The organism is Sporomusa malonica (assembly GCF_900176355.1).
Classification (GTDB): domain Bacteria; phylum Bacillota; class Negativicutes; order Sporomusales; family Sporomusaceae; genus Sporomusa; species Sporomusa malonica.
In genome coordinates this window covers 237,718-257,272 of record NZ_FWXI01000002.1, presented here as the reverse complement: position 1 = coordinate 257,272, position 19,555 = coordinate 237,718, and the positions used below count along the sequence as shown (strand labels likewise).

General features: G+C 47.2%; 18 protein-coding genes. 1 reads left to right on the top strand and 17 read right to left on the bottom strand.

What is annotated here, in order from left to right; genetic code table 11:
• Positions 1-17: 17 nt before the first annotated feature.
• The 16 genes from B9A22_RS03220 to B9A22_RS03145 form a co-directional block, all read right to left on the bottom strand.
• Entirely contained in the window at positions 18-1,154 is a 1,137-nt protein-coding gene (locus B9A22_RS03220) for a S41 family peptidase (RefSeq protein ID WP_084574188.1), read from the bottom strand.
• A gap of 101 nt (positions 1,155-1,255) precedes the next feature.
• Positions 1,256-2,392, bottom strand: coding sequence for a murein hydrolase activator EnvC family protein (locus B9A22_RS03215; RefSeq protein ID WP_084574186.1), 1,137 nt, complete (start codon positions 2,390-2,392; stop codon positions 1,256-1,258).
• A gap of 15 nt (positions 2,393-2,407) precedes the next feature.
• The gene (ftsX, locus tag B9A22_RS03210) at positions 2,408-3,295 is read right to left on the bottom strand and encodes a permease-like cell division protein FtsX (RefSeq protein ID WP_084574184.1); all 888 of its coding nucleotides are present in this window, start codon (positions 3,293-3,295) and stop codon (positions 2,408-2,410) included.
• The gene (gene ftsE, locus B9A22_RS03205) at positions 3,285-3,971 is read right to left on the bottom strand and encodes a cell division ATP-binding protein FtsE (protein ID WP_084574182.1); all 687 of its coding nucleotides are present in this window, start codon (positions 3,969-3,971) and stop codon (positions 3,285-3,287) included. The genes ftsX and ftsE overlap by 11 nt, the downstream gene beginning before the upstream one ends.
• Before the next feature lie 127 nt (positions 3,972-4,098).
• Positions 4,099-4,839 (bottom strand): site-2 protease family protein, encoded by a 741-nt coding sequence (locus B9A22_RS03200; RefSeq protein ID WP_084574181.1) that lies wholly within the window; start codon positions 4,837-4,839, stop codon positions 4,099-4,101.
• A gap of 84 nt (positions 4,840-4,923) precedes the next feature.
• A complete protein-coding gene (locus B9A22_RS03195; RefSeq protein WP_084574179.1) occupies positions 4,924-5,913 on the bottom strand; it encodes a transketolase family protein in 990 nt (329 codons plus the stop codon).
• Positions 5,914-6,047: 134 nt separating this feature from the next.
• A complete protein-coding gene (locus B9A22_RS03190; protein ID WP_084574177.1) occupies positions 6,048-6,893 on the bottom strand; it encodes a transketolase in 846 nt (281 codons plus the stop codon).
• A gap of 189 nt (positions 6,894-7,082) precedes the next feature.
• Positions 7,083-7,928 carry a YitT family protein gene (locus tag B9A22_RS03185; protein WP_084574175.1) on the bottom strand — a complete coding sequence of 282 codons (846 nt, stop codon included), beginning with the start codon at positions 7,926-7,928 and terminating at the stop codon, positions 7,083-7,085.
• Positions 7,929-7,938: 10 nt separating this feature from the next.
• A complete protein-coding gene (csaB, locus tag B9A22_RS03180) occupies positions 7,939-9,030 on the bottom strand; it encodes a polysaccharide pyruvyl transferase CsaB (RefSeq protein WP_084574173.1) in 1,092 nt (363 codons plus the stop codon).
• On the bottom strand, positions 9,023-11,092 hold the full coding sequence (locus B9A22_RS03175) for a DUF5693 family protein (protein ID WP_084574171.1): 2,070 nt from the start codon (positions 11,090-11,092) through the stop codon (positions 9,023-9,025). The genes csaB and B9A22_RS03175 overlap by 8 nt, the downstream gene beginning before the upstream one ends.
• Positions 11,093-11,345: 253 nt before the next feature.
• Positions 11,346-12,038, bottom strand: coding sequence for an LmeA family phospholipid-binding protein (locus tag B9A22_RS03170; protein ID WP_084574169.1), 693 nt, complete (start codon positions 12,036-12,038; stop codon positions 11,346-11,348).
• 13 nt (positions 12,039-12,051) lie between these two features.
• Positions 12,052-13,156 (bottom strand): peptide chain release factor 2 gene (gene prfB, locus B9A22_RS03165; RefSeq protein WP_217805865.1). Its coding sequence is split into 2 segments (ribosomal slippage): positions 12,052-13,083 and positions 13,085-13,156, totalling 1,104 coding nucleotides; the frame shifts between segments, so codons are not numbered across the junction.
• Between the two features lie 11 nt (positions 13,157-13,167).
• Positions 13,168-15,690, bottom strand: coding sequence for a preprotein translocase subunit SecA (gene secA / locus B9A22_RS03160; protein ID WP_084574166.1), 2,523 nt, complete (start codon positions 15,688-15,690; stop codon positions 13,168-13,170).
• 271 nt (positions 15,691-15,961) lie between these two features.
• Positions 15,962-16,660, bottom strand: coding sequence for a cytochrome b/b6 domain-containing protein (locus tag B9A22_RS03155; RefSeq protein WP_084574164.1), 699 nt, complete (start codon positions 16,658-16,660; stop codon positions 15,962-15,964).
• A 14-nt stretch (positions 16,661-16,674) separates the two neighbouring features.
• Positions 16,675-16,986, bottom strand: coding sequence for an iron hydrogenase small subunit (locus B9A22_RS03150; RefSeq protein ID WP_084574162.1), 312 nt, complete (start codon positions 16,984-16,986; stop codon positions 16,675-16,677).
• A 12-nt stretch (positions 16,987-16,998) separates the two neighbouring features.
• Positions 16,999-18,258 (bottom strand): [FeFe] hydrogenase, group A, encoded by a 1,260-nt coding sequence (locus tag B9A22_RS03145; RefSeq protein WP_084574160.1) that lies wholly within the window; start codon positions 18,256-18,258, stop codon positions 16,999-17,001.
• 284 nt (positions 18,259-18,542) lie between these two features.
• On the opposite strand from B9A22_RS03145, the gene B9A22_RS03140 reads away from it, so the two are divergent.
• A complete protein-coding gene (locus B9A22_RS03140; RefSeq protein WP_245823767.1) occupies positions 18,543-18,767 on the top strand; it encodes a hypothetical protein in 225 nt (74 codons plus the stop codon).
• Between the two features lie 45 nt (positions 18,768-18,812).
• On the opposite strand, the gene hpf is transcribed toward B9A22_RS03140, so the two are convergent.
• The gene (gene hpf / locus B9A22_RS03135) at positions 18,813-19,358 is read right to left on the bottom strand and encodes a ribosome hibernation-promoting factor, HPF/YfiA family (RefSeq protein WP_084574158.1); all 546 of its coding nucleotides are present in this window, start codon (positions 19,356-19,358) and stop codon (positions 18,813-18,815) included.
• Positions 19,359-19,555: the final 197 nt, after the last annotated feature.

Here is a 19,555-nt window from a genome sequence, read left to right as displayed (position 1 = left end):
TGTTATACAATACTAACCTACAGTTTAGTTTTTAAAACCTCAAGTGCTTTATCAAGCTGTACATCTTTATCTTTGGTTTCAGGCAATTCAACCTTAATATCAGGTTCAATGCCTACCCCATTGATCGACCTGTCTTTAGGAGTCAAATACTTAGCTATTGTTAGCTTAATGCCTGAACCCTCGTCAAGACGGACGACTGTTTGAACTGAGCCTTTACCATACGTCTTGGTACCAATCAGCGTACCCACGCCAGTATCTTGCGCCGCCCCGGCTACAATCTCAGAGGCGCTGGCGCTGCCGCCGTTAACCAAAATGGCTACCGGATATTTCGGCGTTTCCAGGTTGGAAGAGTGCGTTTCGCGCCGCCCATCCCGGGTAACTACCGAGACGACTGGTCCTTTGGGTACAAACTGACTGGCAACTTTAACACTTTCATCCAAGAGTCCACCGGGGTTATCCCTAAGGTCAAGCACCATGGCTTTCATACCTTGTTTTTCAAGTTCCTGTAATTTACGAACAAAGTCATTACCCGTGTTTTCGTTAAACATAGAGATTCGAATATAGCCGATATGATTATCCAACATTTTACCGGCCACTGTCTTAATCTGAATGTTAGAGCGGGTAAGAGTATAATCTTTCATCTCCTGGCCCCGCTTAACAGTCAGCACAACTTTGCTGCCTTCCGGGCCGCGGATTTTGTTGACAGCTTCATCAAGCGCAAGGTCCTTGGTGTCCTGACCGTCTATCTTGATAATCTGGTCACCACTTTTGATACCAGCCTTTTCGCCGGGAGTTCCTTCAATGGGAGCAACAACTGTGAGTAGTTTATCTTTGGTGCCAATAACAATACCAACACCACCAAAGGAACCCTCGGTTTCAATCATAAACTCTTTAAACATCTTGGCATCCATATATACTGAATGGGGATCATTCAGAGAGTTAACCATGCCTTTAATTGATCCAGCCATCAGCGTTTCAACCGGAACCTCTTCGACATAGCGGGACTTGACCACCTGCAGTGCCCGCAGCACTCTCAGCGTGCTGACAACATCAGACGACCAGGCATTCATCAGATAGAGGAATCCGGCCGATGTAGTCAAAAATGTCACTAAAACTAATAGCACTGCGCCAAAAATTATTTTACGGCGGCTCAATCAATACACCTCGCAGAAGTCGCGGGTTCGAAACCGGACTTATCCCTTTTTCATTTTATCCTTTTAACTATATGTCAAATTGCTTGTAAATATTCTAGGCTCTACGGCAGATACCCCATCGGGCTGACTGGTGAACCGTTCTCACGCACTTCAAAATGCAGGTGCGGGCCGGTCGAGTAGCCAGTCGAGCCGCAACGGGAGATGGTCTGCCCTTTTTGCACCCGGTAGCCTTCTTCCACTAGCAGCTCTGAATTATGAGCGTACAGGGTTGAGATACCGCCACCATGATCGACGATAACCGCCTTACCATAGCCCCCCATCCAGCCGCTGAAGATAACAGTTCCACTGTCAGCTGCCATAATTGAATCACCATAATCAGCACCAATGTCAATACCACTGTGGAACCGCTGGGTACCAAATATAGGGTGTGTCCGCCAACCAAACGGCGAGGTAATCGGGCCAGAGGCCGGCCACATGAGTGCACCGCTGCCACCTGCAGGCCCTGATGCTGTTCCGCCAGACTGGATATTCCTGATCATTTGTTCAATCTGCCGCGAGGTATCCATCAGTTCCTGATAGGCACGCTCAGCCGTATCACGTTCACTTACTGCTGAATCCAATACTTTTTCCCGCTCATTTTTCCGGGCCTCAATTACAGCCTTTTTTGCAGTTGCCTGCTGCTTAAGGTCAACAATGGCAACCTTGTCACGCTCAAGTTCTGCCCGTTTTTGGACAACAAGCTCACGCTCTGCCTTTACCTGAGCAACAAGCGTCAGATCCTGGTTAACAACCCGTTTTAGCAAGTCGGCCCTTGTGGTAAAATCCGCAAAGTCAGCAGCACCAAACAGCACATCTACATAGTTCACCTGACCGTTTTTATAGATGTCGCGCATCCGCTTGTTGAGAATCTGGCTGCGCTCTGCCAGATTTTTTTCCACTTTGGCCAACAATTCCGTGTTAGCCTCGATCTGCTGCTCGGTAGCTGCCAGCTTTGATAAAATAGCGTTATATTCGCCAGCTGCAGTATCAAGATCGCCTTGAATCGTCCGCAGTTGGTCTGATACACTGTTAACCTGTTGTTGGGCCTGCGCTGCCCTATTTTGCTGGGCTTCCATCTGTTGTTGAATACTTTGCAGTTGGCGCTGTTTCTGGTCGATTTCGTCAGCCAGCGCTGTACTGAGTACAGTGACGGTAAGCGAGACAGCCAAGCCTAAAGATAAAATTCGTTTAATTACCAACGGTTCTCCCTCCTGTTACACCCTCATGAAGCGGCGAAGTGAAATAGTACTGCCCAACGCGCCGATTGCCGTGCCCACCACCAGCAGCACGATGCTAATATGGGTTAAAAATGGATTTTTAGGAATCAGCGGTAAAAACGCCAGTGATTCATAGACTTTTTCGGTAATCGTGCTGTAGGTCTGGCCCAAGATAAGCACAGCGATGAGGGCTCCGCCAAAGCCTAATATCATTCCTTCAATCATGAAGGGCAATCTGATAAACCAGTCAGTTGCACCAACATACTTCATAATCCCGATTTCCTTACGACGGGCAAATACGGTAATTCTGATGGTATTGGCAATAATGAACAAAGCGGCCAGTGCCAGGAAGACTATTAGGATAAGCCCAAAGATCCGGATCATCTTGGTCAGGCTAAACAGCTGTTCAATGACCTCCTGACCGTATTTGGCAGTTTCCACGCCCTTGAGCTGACCAATAGCCTGAGCCGCAGGTTTAACATATTCGGGCTTGTCTACCTTAACTTCAAAAGAGTTCGGCAGCGGATTAGTATCACCCAAGGCAGTAAGTAAGCCTTGTTGTTCGCCCAGCCGTTCTTTAAACTTAACCATTGCCTGCTCTTTATCAATAAACATAACCTGCGTAACACCATTCAACTTGGTTATTCTTGTTCCAATTTCCCGCATGTCCCGGTCAGACAGGCCATCTTCCATATATACGGTAATCTGCACTTGGGTTTCCAGGGTTGAGGCCATATGGTTCAGATTGAGCACCATAACTAAGAACATACCCAAAATTAAGAGTGACAGCGCTACCGTGCTTACTGACGCAATGCTCATAAGCCCATTATGTCTGAGCGAAGAAACGGCCTCACGCACAAAATATTCAATTGTCCTAATCTTCATAGCCGTATACTCCTTTTACCTGATCTCGGACGATACGGCCCTTTTCAATGGCAATAACGCGTTTTTTCATGGCATCAACCACTGTTTTGTCATGTGTAGCCATAACAATAGTGGTGCCTGCCTTGTTGATTGTGTCAAACACTTTCATGATTTCCCACGAGGTATCTGGATCCAGGTTGCCTGTTGGTTCATCGGCAATCACAACAACCGGATTATTAACAATCGCCCTGGCAATGGCTACCCGCTGCTGTTCGCCACCTGACAGTTCTGAAGGATATGTGCGCACTTTGTGCCTGAGACCGACTAAGTCAAGCACATTATGAACTCTTTTTTGCATCTCACGACGCGATGATTCAATCACCTGCATGGCAAAAGCCACATTGTCATATACCGTTTTATTAGGCAGCAGGCGATAATCCTGGAATACAATCCCCAGTCCCCGCCGTAAATATGGCACTTCCTTTGGCATCATATCCACAACGTTGCGCCCATTAACGACAAGACGCCCGCTAGTAGGCAATTCTTCTCTAAAAATCAGTTTAATGAATGTCGATTTGCCAGCGCCACTCGGACCCACTACAAAAATAAAATCCCCTTTGCCGATTTCCACTGTAACGTCTGCTAGAGCAACCGAACCGTTGCTATACACTTTCGACACATCACTCATGTAAATCAAAACTAAAGTACCTCCATTGCTAAGTCAAAGACTAAAGTATTGTTGCTATTCGACATGAGTCACGAAAAACCTCCTTTTTCGTCTATTGCTAAATTTACATATTGCTATTTTTTTCCAGATAATGACTCTATTTTAATAAATCCATCGTATACAATGTAGTAACCCCCAACACGCTTAACAAACCGAAATACCACCAGGCCACATTAAGACGCTGGGTGGCTGTCAACCGATAGTAACTGCTCGCCTGTTGATCGTCTCCCCGCCATAGCTCAAACAAGGAAAATAGGAAAATAATGAAAACTAATATGTTATATGTATACAAAAATACAATGCCAATAACAAAACTGCCAATCCACCAAAGTCGCGGCGAGATGGCAGCGGCAATGCGTTCACCGTCAAGCGGTGCGCAGGGAATCAGATTAAAAAGATTCAACAGGCATGAGGTGTACGCCAGCACCAACATGAGCGTACTGTCACTCCACAGGTATAACGCCAAACACCCCAGAGCGCTGAGTGTTCCGGCCGCTGGACCGCCAATGGCGATATTGGCCGTCATCTTGGCGTTGATCGGCGCACGATTTAAACTAATAACTGCACCGATGAAAGGGATGAAGGTCGGCCCACTGGCGCGGAGTCCGACAATGCGTGAAGCTGCCACATGCCCCAATTCATGTACCAGTAAGAGAAAAATAAACCCCAGCGCAAATCTGCTGCCGAAAGCTAAGGCATAAAACGCTAGCGATACCAGCATCGACACGGCCGTTGAGAAGGCCCCGCCCATCTGCACCAATGCAAACAAGCCAATAATCCCGATTCCGGCCCGCCTGAGCACCCGCCGGCCAAGGTTTATCACTCGCCAGGAGTTCACACAATCCCTCCTTTTAAAACGAATAAAAGCCCGCACATACATAATAGATATGCATGTGCGGGCTTTTTTAATGCTTCAACAGTTCTATGCTTTTTTGCGGCTAACAACCTTCTTGGCGGCAGCGACAATAGCCTCTTCAGTCAGATTATATTTTTTCAGCAGCTCGTTTGGTGTACCTGACTCGCCAAACGTGTCCATGACGCCGACCCGCTCAAGCGGTACAGGGAAGTTTTCACCAAGCACTTCGGCTACTGCACCGCCGAGACCGCCGATAATGCTATGTTCTTCGCAGGTAACAATAGCACCGGTATCACGTGCAGCGGCAATAATTGCCTCTTTATCAATCGGCTTAATGGTAGCCATATCAAGTACCCTGGCACTAATTCCCTGGGAAATAAGTTGCTCAGCTGCGTGACGGGCAGGTGCTACCATAACGCCGCAGGCGATAAGGGTCACATCAGTTCCATCAGTTAAAAGTGCTGCTTTCCCCAGACGAAACTCATAGGATTCACCAAATATATTCGGCACAGCCGCGCGCCCCAGCCGGATATAGACAGGACCTTGAAACTCGGCCGCAAAGTCGATAGCTTGCTTGGTCTCAGCCGGATCGGCTGGCACAATGATCGTCATATTAGGCAGTGCCCGCATAATCGCGATATCCTCAATCGACTGATGGGAAGCGCCGTCCTCACCAACAGTCAGACCTGCATGAGTGGCAGCAATCTTCACATTGAGCTGAGGATAACAAATAGAGTTACGGATTTGTTCAAATGCCCGGCCTGTGGCAAACATAGCAAAGGTAGATACAAAAGGAATCTTCCCTGCGGCAGCTAAGCCGGCAGCCACACCCATCAGGTTCTGCTCGGCAATACCGACATTGAAGAACCGGTCAGGATGGGCTTTGGCGAATACATTGGTCTTAGTGGACTTGGACAAGTCGGCGTCCAAGACTACGACATTTTTATTACGGTCGCCTAATTCTTTAAGGGCTGTGCCATAGGCTTCGCGGGTGGCAAGTTGATTAGCCAATTTACTTTGCACCTCTTTCGTAGGCGAGTGACTCTGAACGCCCATCTGCGTTGTTGCTCCTGCGATCCGTTGCTCAGCGTACCACGTGTACGCCTCCGCTACGGTTCTCGTCGCGCCTAGCATCTGGACATTCATAGCCACCCGCGTGTAAATTCATAATTTTTAATAACGAGAGAGAATTATTGACTTTCCATCTCGTTTAATTCAGCTAAGAACAGTGAGCATTCTTCGCGGCTGGGGGCTTTGCCGTGCCAGTCGACGATGTTTTCCATTTGGCAGACACCCTTGCCTTTTACGGTTTTAGCCACAATCATGGTTGGTTTACCTTTTACAGTTTTGGCTTCTTGGATGGCGTCATAGATGGCGTTATAGTCGTGACCGTCGATGACAAGTACATTCCAGCCGAAGGCCTGCCACTTTTCTGGGATCGGCAACGGCGACATGACTTCGGTCACAGGGCCGTCAATTTGCAGGCCATTAAAATCAACAAAAGCTGTGAGGTTGTCCAATTTGTAATGAGCAGCAAACATAGCCGCTTCCCAAACCTGTCCTTCTTCCAATTCGCCGTCACCTAACAGGGCATACACCCTGTAGTCTCTAGCGTCAAGCTTGCCTGCCAGCGCCATACCATTGGCAGCACTCAGACCTTGTCCCAAAGAACCTGTTGACATATCGACACCAGGGATGCCTTTCATCTCAGGGTGTCCCTGCAGACGACTGTTAACCTTGCGCAGTGTTAAGAGCTCCTCCACCGGCAAGTAGCCTTTTTCGGCAAGCGTAGCGTAGAGTACCGGCGCAGCGTGACCTTTAGACAACACAAAGCGGTCGCGTTCAGGGTCTTTGGCCTTGGCAGGTGCAACATTCATCTCGGCAAAATACAGCACAGACAAAATATCGGCAGACGACAGCGAACCGCCTGGATGGCCTGATTTCGCTTCAGTAACCATGCTTACAATATTGCGCCTGATGGATGTAGCCCGGCCAGCAAGCTCTTTCAGCTGTTCCGGAGATAACTTATTTACCATATCTTTCATAACCTCCCATGATCTTCTTAACTATATTACATTAAATTTATTATCAATGAACAGGCCTGAAACTGGCTAGAAATGCCCAGGTGCTAGGCGCGCCGAGGACGTGACCGTAGTCGTACTGGGAAGTACGTCGGAGAGAACGCCCGCAGAAGCAACAACGCAGATGGGCGTTTATAGCCAGTTTCAGCGGAGTGTATTGAAGCCTTCGCCTAAAACTTCATGAGCATCGGCGACAATAACAAAGGCCTCACGGTCAATGCGATATACCAATTCTTTCAGGTGGGATACTTCGCGGGTACTGACCACACAGAACACCACATCGCGGTTGGTCTGAGTATAAGCGCCTCGTCCATTTAAAAAAGTAACCCCTCGGCCAAGTTCAGCCATGATGGCATCAGCCACCTTATCAGATGAATTGGACATGATAAAAAAGGCTTTCGCCGCGCTGGGGCCTTCCTGCACCAGGTCGATGATCTGCGTAGTGACAAATAAAGAGATAAGTCCATAGAGTGATAATTCAGCACTGCCAAAGACAATACCTGCCAGGGCAATAACGAAAAAGTCGACGCCTAGGAGCGCCTGCCCAATGCTAATGCCTGTCAATTTATTAATAATGGCTGCTGCCAAATCAGTACCGGCGGTTGTTCCTTTAAACTTGAACACAATCCCCATGCCAACACCGGCAAGTACACCGCCATATAATGAATTCAGCAGCAAATCACGGGTTAGAACAGGTACAAACGGGGCGGTCAGGTCAATACTTGCCGCCAGTATGCCGGCACCAAGTAAGGTATTGAGGCCAAAGCGTGTGCCCAATACTTTGACACTAACTAAAAACATCGGTATATCAAACGCCAACATGGTCATGCCTACAGGCAACCCAAAGGTATGGTGGAGTACTGTGGCCAAGCCGCTAATGCCGCCAGCCGCAACTTTGTTAGGGATCAAAAACATATTAAGCGCCAGTGCGGTGATTACCGTACCCAGCACAATGCCTAAATAGTCACGCAGCCCCTTCCACTTCACCATCGCTACCTCCTCACTTTTTCACCAGGCTGAGCGCGAGTTCGGCGTTTTGAAAAGCTTTGTTACGTAAAATGTTGATATGTTGTTCCCGCTCCCGGTTAGGCTGTTTGCGTTCATCCCACAGCCCGCGTATTCTGTCCATCAGGCTATCAGCTGTCACGGACTTGAGTGTGCCGGCATGCCTTTCACCAATGGTTTCGAGAAACCGGTCAATTTTGGGGTCATAGGATATGCCAGCCATAGGCACATGCATAACGGCCGCAAAAATGAGCGCGTGCAAACGAATACCGATTAATAGATCCAGGTTGCCGACAAGAGAAAGTAATTCACTGGTAGTATATTCTCCCGGCAGCACTCCACTCTTATTTTTCATACGACTGGCAATTTTTTTTGATACACTGAGATCATCAGGCCACTGCATAGGTATGAACACAATCCTGGCGCCTAGTTCCTCAATCATCCGGTCTGCTGCATGGGCCAAAACCTGTTTAAAATGGCTCCAGTCTTTCCACTCCCGTACCGAAATGCCGATTAACGGGGCCACGCCTTCCTGGCCGTGTTTTCTCAAGATAGAGCGGCCAATCTGTTTATCAACAGGATGCATAGCCAGCACAGGGTCGGCTGTGATATAGATAGGTGGTGCGGTTATGTTTAACCGTTTTAGCTCTTCATAAGAGCCATCGTCGCGGACAGTAATAAGGTCAACCATATTACCGATATAGCGCATAGCTCCTTGGGCCAGTGAACCTTGTACCGGACCAATCCCCTGGGCATAAAGCATGACAGGCTTACCCAGCTTCTTAGCCAGCATCATAATACTTAGATAATAGTACAGACTGCGGTCACTTGTTACATCCTGGAGCAAACTGCCGCCGCCACTGATTAACAGATCACTTTTCGACATTACGCGAGCAATTTCCGGATAATTAAGCCGGTAGACAGCCGCTACGCCGTGCCGCCGCCTGGTATCGTCCGGATCGCCAGAAATAACAGTAATATTAATATTAGGCTCGATGTCGGTCAGGGCCTCAATCATGGCCGCCAACATGGCTTCATCGCCGGCATTGGCGAAACCGTAATAGCCTGAAACAACAATATCACTCATGGGCTGCCGGACTCCTTCCCAAACGGGCGATTACGACTTGAACCGCATACACGCCAATCACTATAGCCGCGCCGATTATTGCGCCCAGTACCAAACCATCTAAGCCCCGGATGATTGACATAAATATCGGTGTTCTCAGATGTGCGAAGGTCTCAACAAGCGAGCCCTGGGCGATCGTTGCGGTTATAATCAGCAGGTATTGAACAAGCCGCGGCCACTGATGAAAGACAGCCATAACAGCCAACATAAAGGCCGGATGGCCGATTAAAAACTCTTTTCCCCGCGGCCGCGCATACATAGCCTGCTCTAAGAGTGACCTGAGCTTAAGCTCAGCCGCCGGTACAGGTACACCAGCCGTATGTCCGGAACGACCAACAAATACCCAAGCTGCAAACACAGCCGTCCCACATAATAACAGTGTCTTAATGGTAACAGGATGATTTAAGATACTAATTATCTGACGCCACAAACCTCTGGCATTGACAGACTGAACATTTTCAAATAGATTATAGCGGGTTAAATACACCAGGGTTACAAGCATAAGCGGCGCAACAAAAGTCAGTTTTACGCCCCGGAATATTTCCATCTCAAGGAAAAAGCGCACGTCACTCAGAACAGCCCCTAAATATAGGCCGCCAACCAAGGACAAAAGTGTTGTAACAACAATGGCGCCAAAACCGGCAGCAATAATTCGGCCAATACCGGCAGGATTCCCGTATTGCCCTGCAATCTCTTGTTTTCGCCAGCGGTCAAGCTGCCAGGTCATAGCCAAGGCAGGAAAAATAATAGCACTGGCGAGGCCAGCCATCTGGCGGCTTAGTGTCCCGCCGCCCTTAAGAATAGGGAATATTAGCAGCGCTGCCAGTAATACGGTTAGCACATACTGCCAGCGAACAGGAAACGGATAAACGAGTGACAAGAACAGCACCCCGGCAGCTGTAGCCCCAAGTACAATCAGTGCGAGCAGCCATGGCGCAGGAAAATACGGAATGTATGTAGTCGCCCGCCCAGTGGTAAAACCCGCAGCGACCAACTCTTCTTTTACACCTGTCACATAGGCCAAATTGGTTTCAACCAGTGTTTTTCCAGGCTCAGCTTTATCATACTTACGCATAAGGTTGATACGGATATTACGTTCCTGATCAGTCACTGTCCAGCGCTGAATGGCTTCCGCTATTTTGAGTTTGGGCTGCTCATCTTTGGGAATAGCATATACCCGGGCCGCCTGATAGTTATTGGCAACAGCCAGTTCAGTCAGGCCTTCCTGCTTAAAAAATTGCAGTTGAAGCGGATGTTCAATCATGGCCAGGGTTAGTTTTCGTTCTTTGAAATTGCTGGCAGTAAGGGGTAACAGATCAGGATATCCCAAAACTTCATCCCCGACAAAAATAATGGAACTCAGGTTATTAATCCCTGATAACCTGCCAAATACTGAATTAACATCATCAGCCGTTACCTTGGTATAGTTTGTCGGGCGGGCTACTACGTAAAAACCCAACTTATCTACAGCCGCCAGTTCATCTGACGGGAGACCGAGGTTCCATTTGACCACTTTCTCAAAATTGGCTTTGGCTGCCAGTACCGGACGGTCACCTTCAGCAAGCAGGGTTACCCTGCCTGGCCCCAACCGGCGGTTAAGATCGCCGAATACTTCTGAAAAGACTTTTTTATCCTGGCCAACAACATATACGTCCTCGGCCTTTATTTTCCCCTCGGCAATTAAGCTGCGCCAAAACGGGTCTGCGAGCGTACCGGTGCGATTTTGGTGGAGAATGTCTGCACCAGGCAATGCTGTTACTTTGCCGCTTTTATTGAGCTTTTCCAGGGTGGCTTCATACACAGCCAATGAAGTTATACCTGCTCCCTTAAACTGCGTAAGCAGGCTGTCCGGCTGGGCACCCTCGATTTGCGCCAATTCCACAAGATCTTCATAATCCATGACCAGCTCCACGGTGGAATTAGCTTGTTCTACCGTGTGACGCTGCCTGTCAACCGTAAACGCCGCTAACAGCCCGACAAGTATCAGGCCGATTAGCAGTTTGTTATATCTAAAGGTCGTCAAAATCTCTCCACCCTTATTTGAAACTGCTTGCTAACTGCTGTTTCAAGTGTTCTATGGTATGTGTTACTATTCCCCAAAAAGGAGAAAAACACTAGTACTTCATCTTTCTTAAAACCTATGGAATAGGTTGTGTAGATTTTTTCGCAATGCGAGGCGGAGGAGCCGCGCATATCGGCTATATGTAAGGCGACGACAACAAAGCAGTGCGGAAAAAGATGCGCAAACTATCATTGGTTTTGAGGGAGATGGAGTGCTAATTACGATTATCAGTATAAATAATAACCTGCCCCTGTTCCATGACAATATCGCGCACATTGACGCCAAATGGCAGTTTCTTAAGGTCTAGCAGCGGTACTTCTGTCAGGAGTGAACCGCCGATACTGCCGACCGGGGTGTTGTTAAGCCAAAACCGATCAGTGACAAACTTAATTCTCCGGTTTTCTCTGTCACCGGCAATCCGGCCTTCCAGCTTAACATCCACTCGGGCAAAACCGCCCAGGGTCAAGGCACTACTGATCTCTACCTTACCTGGGGTAATGGCCACAACAGCGTTCTTAACACCTTTGACCGAACTATTTAAAAACGCTGCCAATTCTTCCTGAGTAATGGTGGCAGTAAGATCAACATTGTCTAACTTTTGGAGTACCAACGTCCTGTTTGTAATCAATGAGTGGATATCGACGTCAACACCTGTTAAGGCAATATGCATATTCCTAACAGTTAACTTATCGGTTTTGACATCACTGGCATCTGCTGTCACCCGGTCAAGCTTGCCGCCCAGCATAAGAATGGCTGGGCTTTTATCGACTTTGGCTGTCACCTGTTTACTGCCTGTCAGATCGCGCAGTCCCTGGGCTACAGCATCAGACACTAATTTGGGCAGCACAACTTCGACAGCAGCTAACACCATGGTAAGGAACAGGATTATTGTTGTCAGGCGTTTCATGTCATACGCCCCCTTATTGATTCAAATCACTCTTTAGGTAAGCCTCAACAAACAACTCAATCTCCCCATCCATAACGGCCTGCACATTACCGGTCTCAGCCGCCGTACGGTGGTCTTTCACCAAGTTGTACGGATGGAAAACATAGGAGCGGATTTGGCTGCCCCATTCGATGGCCTGATATTCACCGCCGAGTTCAGCCTTCTTTTCGTCTTGCCTTTGCCGTTCAAGCTCAAACAGTTTAGCACGTAAGAGGCGCATACACTGTTCGCGGTTTTGAATTTGGGAACGTTCACTTTGGCACTGCACAACAACACCTGTGGGCAGGTGAGTCATGCGAACAGCCGAATCGGTTTTATTGATATGCTGCCCACCGGCGCCACTGGCCCGGAAGGTATCAACGCGGAGATCAACCGGATTGATACTTACTTCTACCGAGTCATCAATCTCAGGCATAACGTCTACAGCAGCAAACGAGGTATGGCGGCGGCCGCTTGCATCAAACGGCGAGATCCGGACAAGGCGATGAACGCCTTTCTCGGCTTTTAAGTAGCCATAGGCATTGGTGCCGGCAATCATGAGGGTCACACTTTTGACACCAGCTTCGTCACCAGCTAAAAAGTCCATGGTCTCCACTTTGTAGTTATTCTTTTCAGCCCAACGGACATACATTCTGAGCAGCATCTGCGCCCAGTCCTGCGCCTCAGTGCCGCCAGCACCAGCGTGGAGCGTCAAGATAGCATTATTGCCATCATACTCACCTGACAGCATCCGGGTAAGTTCAAGATGCTCAATATCCTGCTCAAGACCGGCCAGAGCAGCTGTGACTTCAGGATAAACGCTTTCATCACGTTCTTCCATTCCCAGTTCCCATAAGGTGGCCATATCACTATGCCGGGTAATCATGTCATGGTATTGGCTAATACTGTCTTTTAAGCGAGTAACCTCCTGGGCAACCTTCTGGGCCTCCTCAGGGTTATCCCAGAAGGTTGGATCGCTCATTCTATCTTCTAATTCTTCGATACGTTCCGATTTGCCGGCAACGTCAAAGAGAACCCCTCATTTCATCAAGCCGTTTGGCCAGGGTCTCAATCGACCCGCGTAAGTCTTCCAAAAGCACACTCTCATCTCCTATTTAGACCCACAGCAGCGTTTATACTTTTTACCGCTGCCGCAGGGACACAATTCATTGCGGCCTGTTGTATCGGCATTCACCACCGGCTCTACCGGCTGCGCCTGTCCGTCACCCTCTTCACCGCCCCGGCTGGTATGGGCACCCCGCAGATGGTCTTCAGGCTGGGCCTGGGAAATAATATTAACTCTAAACATATAGCGGACAATATCTTCCTGGACATGTTCAATCATTTGCTGGAACATGTCAAAACCTTCAAGTTTATACTCAATCAGCGGGTCCTTTTGTCCATAGGCTCTTAAACCAATGCCTTGCCGCAGCATTTCCATGGCGTCAAGGTGATCCATCCACTTGGCATCCACGGTTTTGAGCATAACGACTTTTTCCAGTTCACGCATATTATCCGAACCGAATAGATCTTCACGTCCGCGATAGGCGGCCTCAGCTGCCCGCATAAGTTCTTCCTTAAGCTCTTCCCGGCTCAGTTTATCAAGGACATCTTGTTTAAGTTCACCTTCAGGTGCAAAAAAGCCTTCACAGTACTCAATCAGACCTGCATAATCCCATTCTTCCGGGTAAATCTTCTCATTGGCATACAAGTCCATCCCATGATCAACGATTTTATCAATCATGTTAAAGATATTTTCCTTGAGGTTTTCACCGATCAGGATTTTCTTGCGCTGACTGTAAATAACCTCACGCTGCTGGTTCATTACATTATCATATTCAAGCACATATTTACGAATGTCAAAGTTACGGGCTTCTACCTTCTTCTGGGCCTGCTCGATGGAACGAGTGATCAATGCATGCTCTATCGGCTCATCTTCTTCCATACCCAGTTTATCCATGATACCGGCAATGTTGTCTGAGCCAAACAGACGCATAAGATCGTCTTCCAGCGACAGGTAAAAACGGGATGAACCTGGGTCACCCTGACGACCGGCCCGGCCGCGCAGCTGGTTATCAATCCGGCGGCTTTCATGCCGTTCGGTACCAATAATGTGGAGTCCACCAAGATCAGCTACACCAGTTCCGAGCACAATGTCAGTACCGCGGCCAGCCATATTGGTCGCAATAGTTACAGCCCCAGCCTGACCAGCCTGAGCGATAATCTGAGCTTCCATTTCATGATATTTTGCATTCAGCACATTGTGAGGCACGCCCTGTTTTTTCAGCATAGCCGACAAATCTTCCGACTGGACGATAGAAGTGGTACCGACAAGAACCGGCTGGCCCTTGCTATGCTTTTCACCAATCTCAGCAATAACTGCCTTGTATTTAGCCCGCTTTGTTTTATAAATGATATCAGCCAAATCCTGGCGCTGCATTCCCCGGTTGGGAGGGATAACGATAACGTCAAGGTTATAAATTTTACGGAATTCAGGTTCTTCAGTCTTGGCTGTACCTGTCATACCGGCTAATTTCTTATACATGCGGAAATAATTCTGGAAGGTGATTGTGGCCAACGTCTGGCTTTCGCGCTCAATTTTGACGCCTTCCTTAGCTTCGATAGCCTGATGAAGACCGTCAGAGTAACGGCGGCCAAACATAAGGCGGCCGGTAAATTCGTCAACAATGATGACCTCGCCGTCTTTAACCACATAGTCGCGATCGCGTTTCATTAGAGCATTAGCTTTAAGTGCCTGGTTAAAGTGATGCGACATCTCTATGTTTTCACTTTCATATAGGTTCTGAACATTAAGCAGCTTCTCAGCCTTGGTTACACCGGCTTCGGTAGGGGCAACAGTATTTGCTTTTTCATCAATGGTGTAGTCTTCGCCCGCTTTTAGTTTTGGCACAATTTTAGCTAATACATAGTAAAGGTCGGTAGACTTCTCACCAGGGCCGGAAATTATGAGCGGTGTCCGCGCTTCATCAACTAAAATACTGTCAACTTCGTCGACAATCGAGTAGTTCAGCGGCCGTTGCACCATCTGTTCCGGGTAAATAACCATGTTATCCCTGAGGTAGTCAAACCCAAATTCGTTGTTGGTTCCGTATGTAACATCAGAGCTATATGCTAGCTTACGCTCGTCAAAATCAAGACCATGCACAATCAGCCCCACTGACAGACCGAGATAGCGGTACAGTTTTCCCATCCACTCACTATCACGACGGGCCAGGTAGTCATTGACGGTAACAACATGCACGCCTTTACCTGTCAGTGCGTTTAAGTATACCGGCAGGGTGGCAACCAGTGTTTTACCTTCACCTGTACGCATCTCTGCAATTTTACCTTCATGCAGTGTTATCCCACCCACCATTTGCACATCAAAATGACGCATGGCAAGTACGCGGCGTGACGCTTCCCGCACTACAGCAAAGGCTTCAGGCAGAATATCATCAAGTGTCTGACCTTTATCAAGACGACGTCTAAATTCACTTGTCTTGGTAGTCAGCGTAGTATCACTCATATTCTGAAGCTCGGGCTCAAACGCATTGATTTTTTCAACCAATTGTAACATGCGTTTAATTTCTTTTTCGTTATCATCACCAAATAAGTTCTTTAGAAACTTAAACAAATTATCAACTCCCCGACAAACAATGAAATATACATTCAACTAGTTTAGACCGTTTATGGACGGTCGTAGGCTTAGTATGTGCCTAATATATGATTTTAACAGAAACCCTGTATAAAGTCAAAAATTGGGTTAGTTGGAAAACAAAAAAGAGACTGCCACGCTAGTGCTCGCAATGACTGTTGGGTGAGCTTTTACCCTTGTCATTGCGAGCCTCGCGAAGCAATCTCGCTTTTAAGTTATTAATCTTTGCAGTCTATCAAAACTTACTGCCTTAACCAGCCTGGTGTTGTCCAGGGGCGCTAATTTGGCCGCCTTTAACCGGCTCAATCTCGTTTTCTACCCAAACTGGGTTATGATGCTTAGCTTCTTCTACCGTTTGAGTACCGTCACCAAACATGCAGAGAAACTCGCCCCAGTTGTAGATACCAAGGAAGATATGAGCGAATACAGCTAGTCCGAGGACTATGCCAATTACCAGATGGAACATATCAAACCAGTACATTGCAGCTTTTGGTGCTACAGGCAGGAACGCGTACAGCGCCCAGCCAGTAACAATAAGGATTATGCCGCCAAATAACATCATAATACCCATCTGCTTCTGACCTGAGTTCATTTTACCCATTGGTGGTACAGGAATGGTTTTGCCTAACAGCATTTTTTGCGGATAGCCGCCGCAAATCATCATCCACTTGATATCCCTATCATCCCAAGTGAATATACGGCGGGTAAAAGCAACAACTCTGTCTAAGGCAAAAATGGTATAGAAGATACAGGATAAAGTAAGAATGCTAGCACCGACAATATGAATTTGCATGACAAGGTTTTGCATATCATCGCCGAACGGCTTAAGCCAGATAAAAAATCCGGTAATTGCCGCCGGCAAAAAGCCTAGAATCAAACCCCAGTGAAATAACCGCGAGATAAGCGGATGTTTCAGCACTCTCGGGCCGTGTTCATCATGATGACTCATCAGTAGTATCCCTCCTAAACCAACTTAGTCCGATTTACATATTTAGTATGAAACAGCTCCTCGGCCAGATGGCTGAGCGGGTTATGAGCAAACCTCTTGTACACGTCAGTTACAGCCTGATTATTATGGCTTTGACGGATTTTTGACTTTTCGTCATCTTTGTAAATGCCTTGTGCCCGCATTTTAATGTATTTTGTACGGTCCTGCACCAAATCTGTGGCCACATACGCACCAGTCCACAAAACGGCGCCAGTCACGCCCATTATTCCTAAGAATTCGCGCCGTGAAACTTTGACGGCCTTTTCTACATAATCATAACGCGCCATAATGTTCCCTCCTTATGACCAAGGCAATACGGCCTTGGCTTTATCCAGCCATGAGGTGCCCATCGGATTGATCGGCTGACCGCCACCGTTGACACAGCCGCCTGGACAGTTCATTATCTCAATGAAATGGTACGGCGATTTACCGGCTTTGACCTCATCCAGAAGCGGTTTTACATTTTCCTTAGTGCCGTGAGCTACAGCTACTTTAAGAGTAACCTCTTTGCCTGTCTTGGCGTCTTTCATGGTAACACTGGCTTCTTTTACGCCTTTTAGACCGCGTACAGGTTTAAACTCAAGTACATCAAGCTCTTTACCAGTGATTACAAAGTAGGCTGTTCTCAAGGCCGCTTCCATTACACCGCCAGTGTTGGCAAAAATCGTACCAGCACCGCTGTATTGGGCGAGCGGATTATCTTTGTCGCTAAATTCAGCAACCGTTTTGATGTCGATGTTCAATTTCTTGAACAGGCGAGCCAAATCTCTCGTAGTGAGAACTACATCAATATCAGGATAGCTGCCTGATTTACCCTGGGTTTGCCAGTAGTGAGCGGCGCTGTTGAACTCAGGACGCGAAGCCTCAAACTTCTTAGCAGTACAAGGCATAACCCCAACCATAAATACGCTTGCAGGATCAACCTTCCAAATTTCTTTTGCACCATAGGTTTTACCCAGCGCACCTGCCATCATCATTGGTGATTTAGCAGAAGACATATTAGGTAACAGTTCAGGGTAGTACAACTCGGCATACCGAACCCAGGCCGGACAGCAGGAAGTAAACTGCGGTAATGGCCCCAAATGATGCTCAGACGGCTCACCCAAAGCGTAGTGCCGGATCTTGGCAATAAGCTCCATGCCTTCTTCCATAATGGTCTGGTCAGCAGTAAAGTTGGTATCAAGAACTTTAAAGCCGGCCTGTTTCATGGCACCATACATCTTCTCAGTAACCAGACTGCCTGGCTCCATCCCAAACTCCTCGCCGATAGCGACACGAACAGCAGGTGCAATTGTGCCAACAACAGTCACTTGCTTGTTCTTGAGCTTGTCAATCACCTTATCCACTACGTCAACAGTGTCTTGGGGAGCGCCAAACGGACAGTTGACAAGGCATTGACCACAAGAGATACACTTTTCGCTGTTGATCTTGTGTATGGCCCCATACTTGCCATCGATAGCGTCTGTTGGGCAAAACGCCTTACACGAATCACAGCCTTTGCATGTCTTGCGGTCAATTTCAATAATACGGGTTAACTCCTGTGATTGGAAACCTTTCAAGACAAAACCTCCTCACCCATGAAAATTAGAATATTAGTGCCTGTGTAACAAATGATATTGTGAAATTTAGAACGTATGGTGCCTATCGAGTACTATAGGATAAATAATACCATGGTCTAACTGTAATTTATATTTGAGGACTTGTCAATAATATTGGAATAGTCTGAACAAGTTATTTATTTCACTATTTGTCAAAATATCCAAATATTGGTTTAGAAAAAGTCACCCTTGTGCATACTAATAGAAATAGGATATGATAGTTTTTACCCTTGGGAGGTATAATCATGAGTCGCGATGTGATGAATATGCTGGATGTGGCCGCTCAACTAGGCGACCTTAAAGATGTCGATTATAAAAACACCCTAGCTATTGCTGTACTTATAGAGCTTTTCATCGAAAAAGGATTATTCACCAGACAGGAATTCGCACAAAAAGCTCAAGAATTGGAATCAGCGTCACTTGCGGAGATTCTTATGAAACGCAGACTAGAAATGCGAACGCCTCGTTAAAATTAAACGAGCCGGGTTAACACCCGGCTCGTTACTTTTGTTGCTCTAGAACTCTGGTTCAATTAGACCGTATTGACCGTCTTTACGCCGGTATACGACATTGACTTCCTCTGTATCAGAATTCATAAATACATAGAAATCATGGTTAATCAGATTCATCTGCATAACAGCCTCATCGGCATTCATCGGTTTGATAGCAAACCGTTTAGTTTTTACGATGCTGAACTCGTCTTCGTTGACGGCTTGCGTTACCAGCGAAGGTGCAGGTATCAACTCAGTTTTGAAGCTGCCGCTTTTTAACTTACGGGCTAATTTGGTCTTATATTTTTCAATTTGTTTTTCCAGTTTTTCAATAACTAAATCGATGGACGCATACATGTCAGTCGTAGCTTCTTCGCCCCGAAGAAGTATTCCATTGATCGGCACGGTAACCTCAACAATATGCCGGCCTTTGTTAACAGTGAGGATTGCGGTAATCTCGCCCATACTAGCACCGTCAAAGTATTTAGTAACTTTGCCAACGCGCTTGGCGACATAGTCTTTTAGTGCTGGTGTAATCTCAATGTTTTTTCCACGTACTGCAATTGCCATACTACCCATCCCCTTTCCTGGATCCTATATATTTAATATTCCCTATTCAATTAAAAATTCCTGTCTAAAAATTCATACTTTTATTTTTTTCTACTGATTTTTTTTACACATTTCCCGAAACTTCGGCTACAGCATAACTTCGAAACGACTTAGAAATGTCCAGATATATATAAAATCAAAACCCGGCGATATTAGAT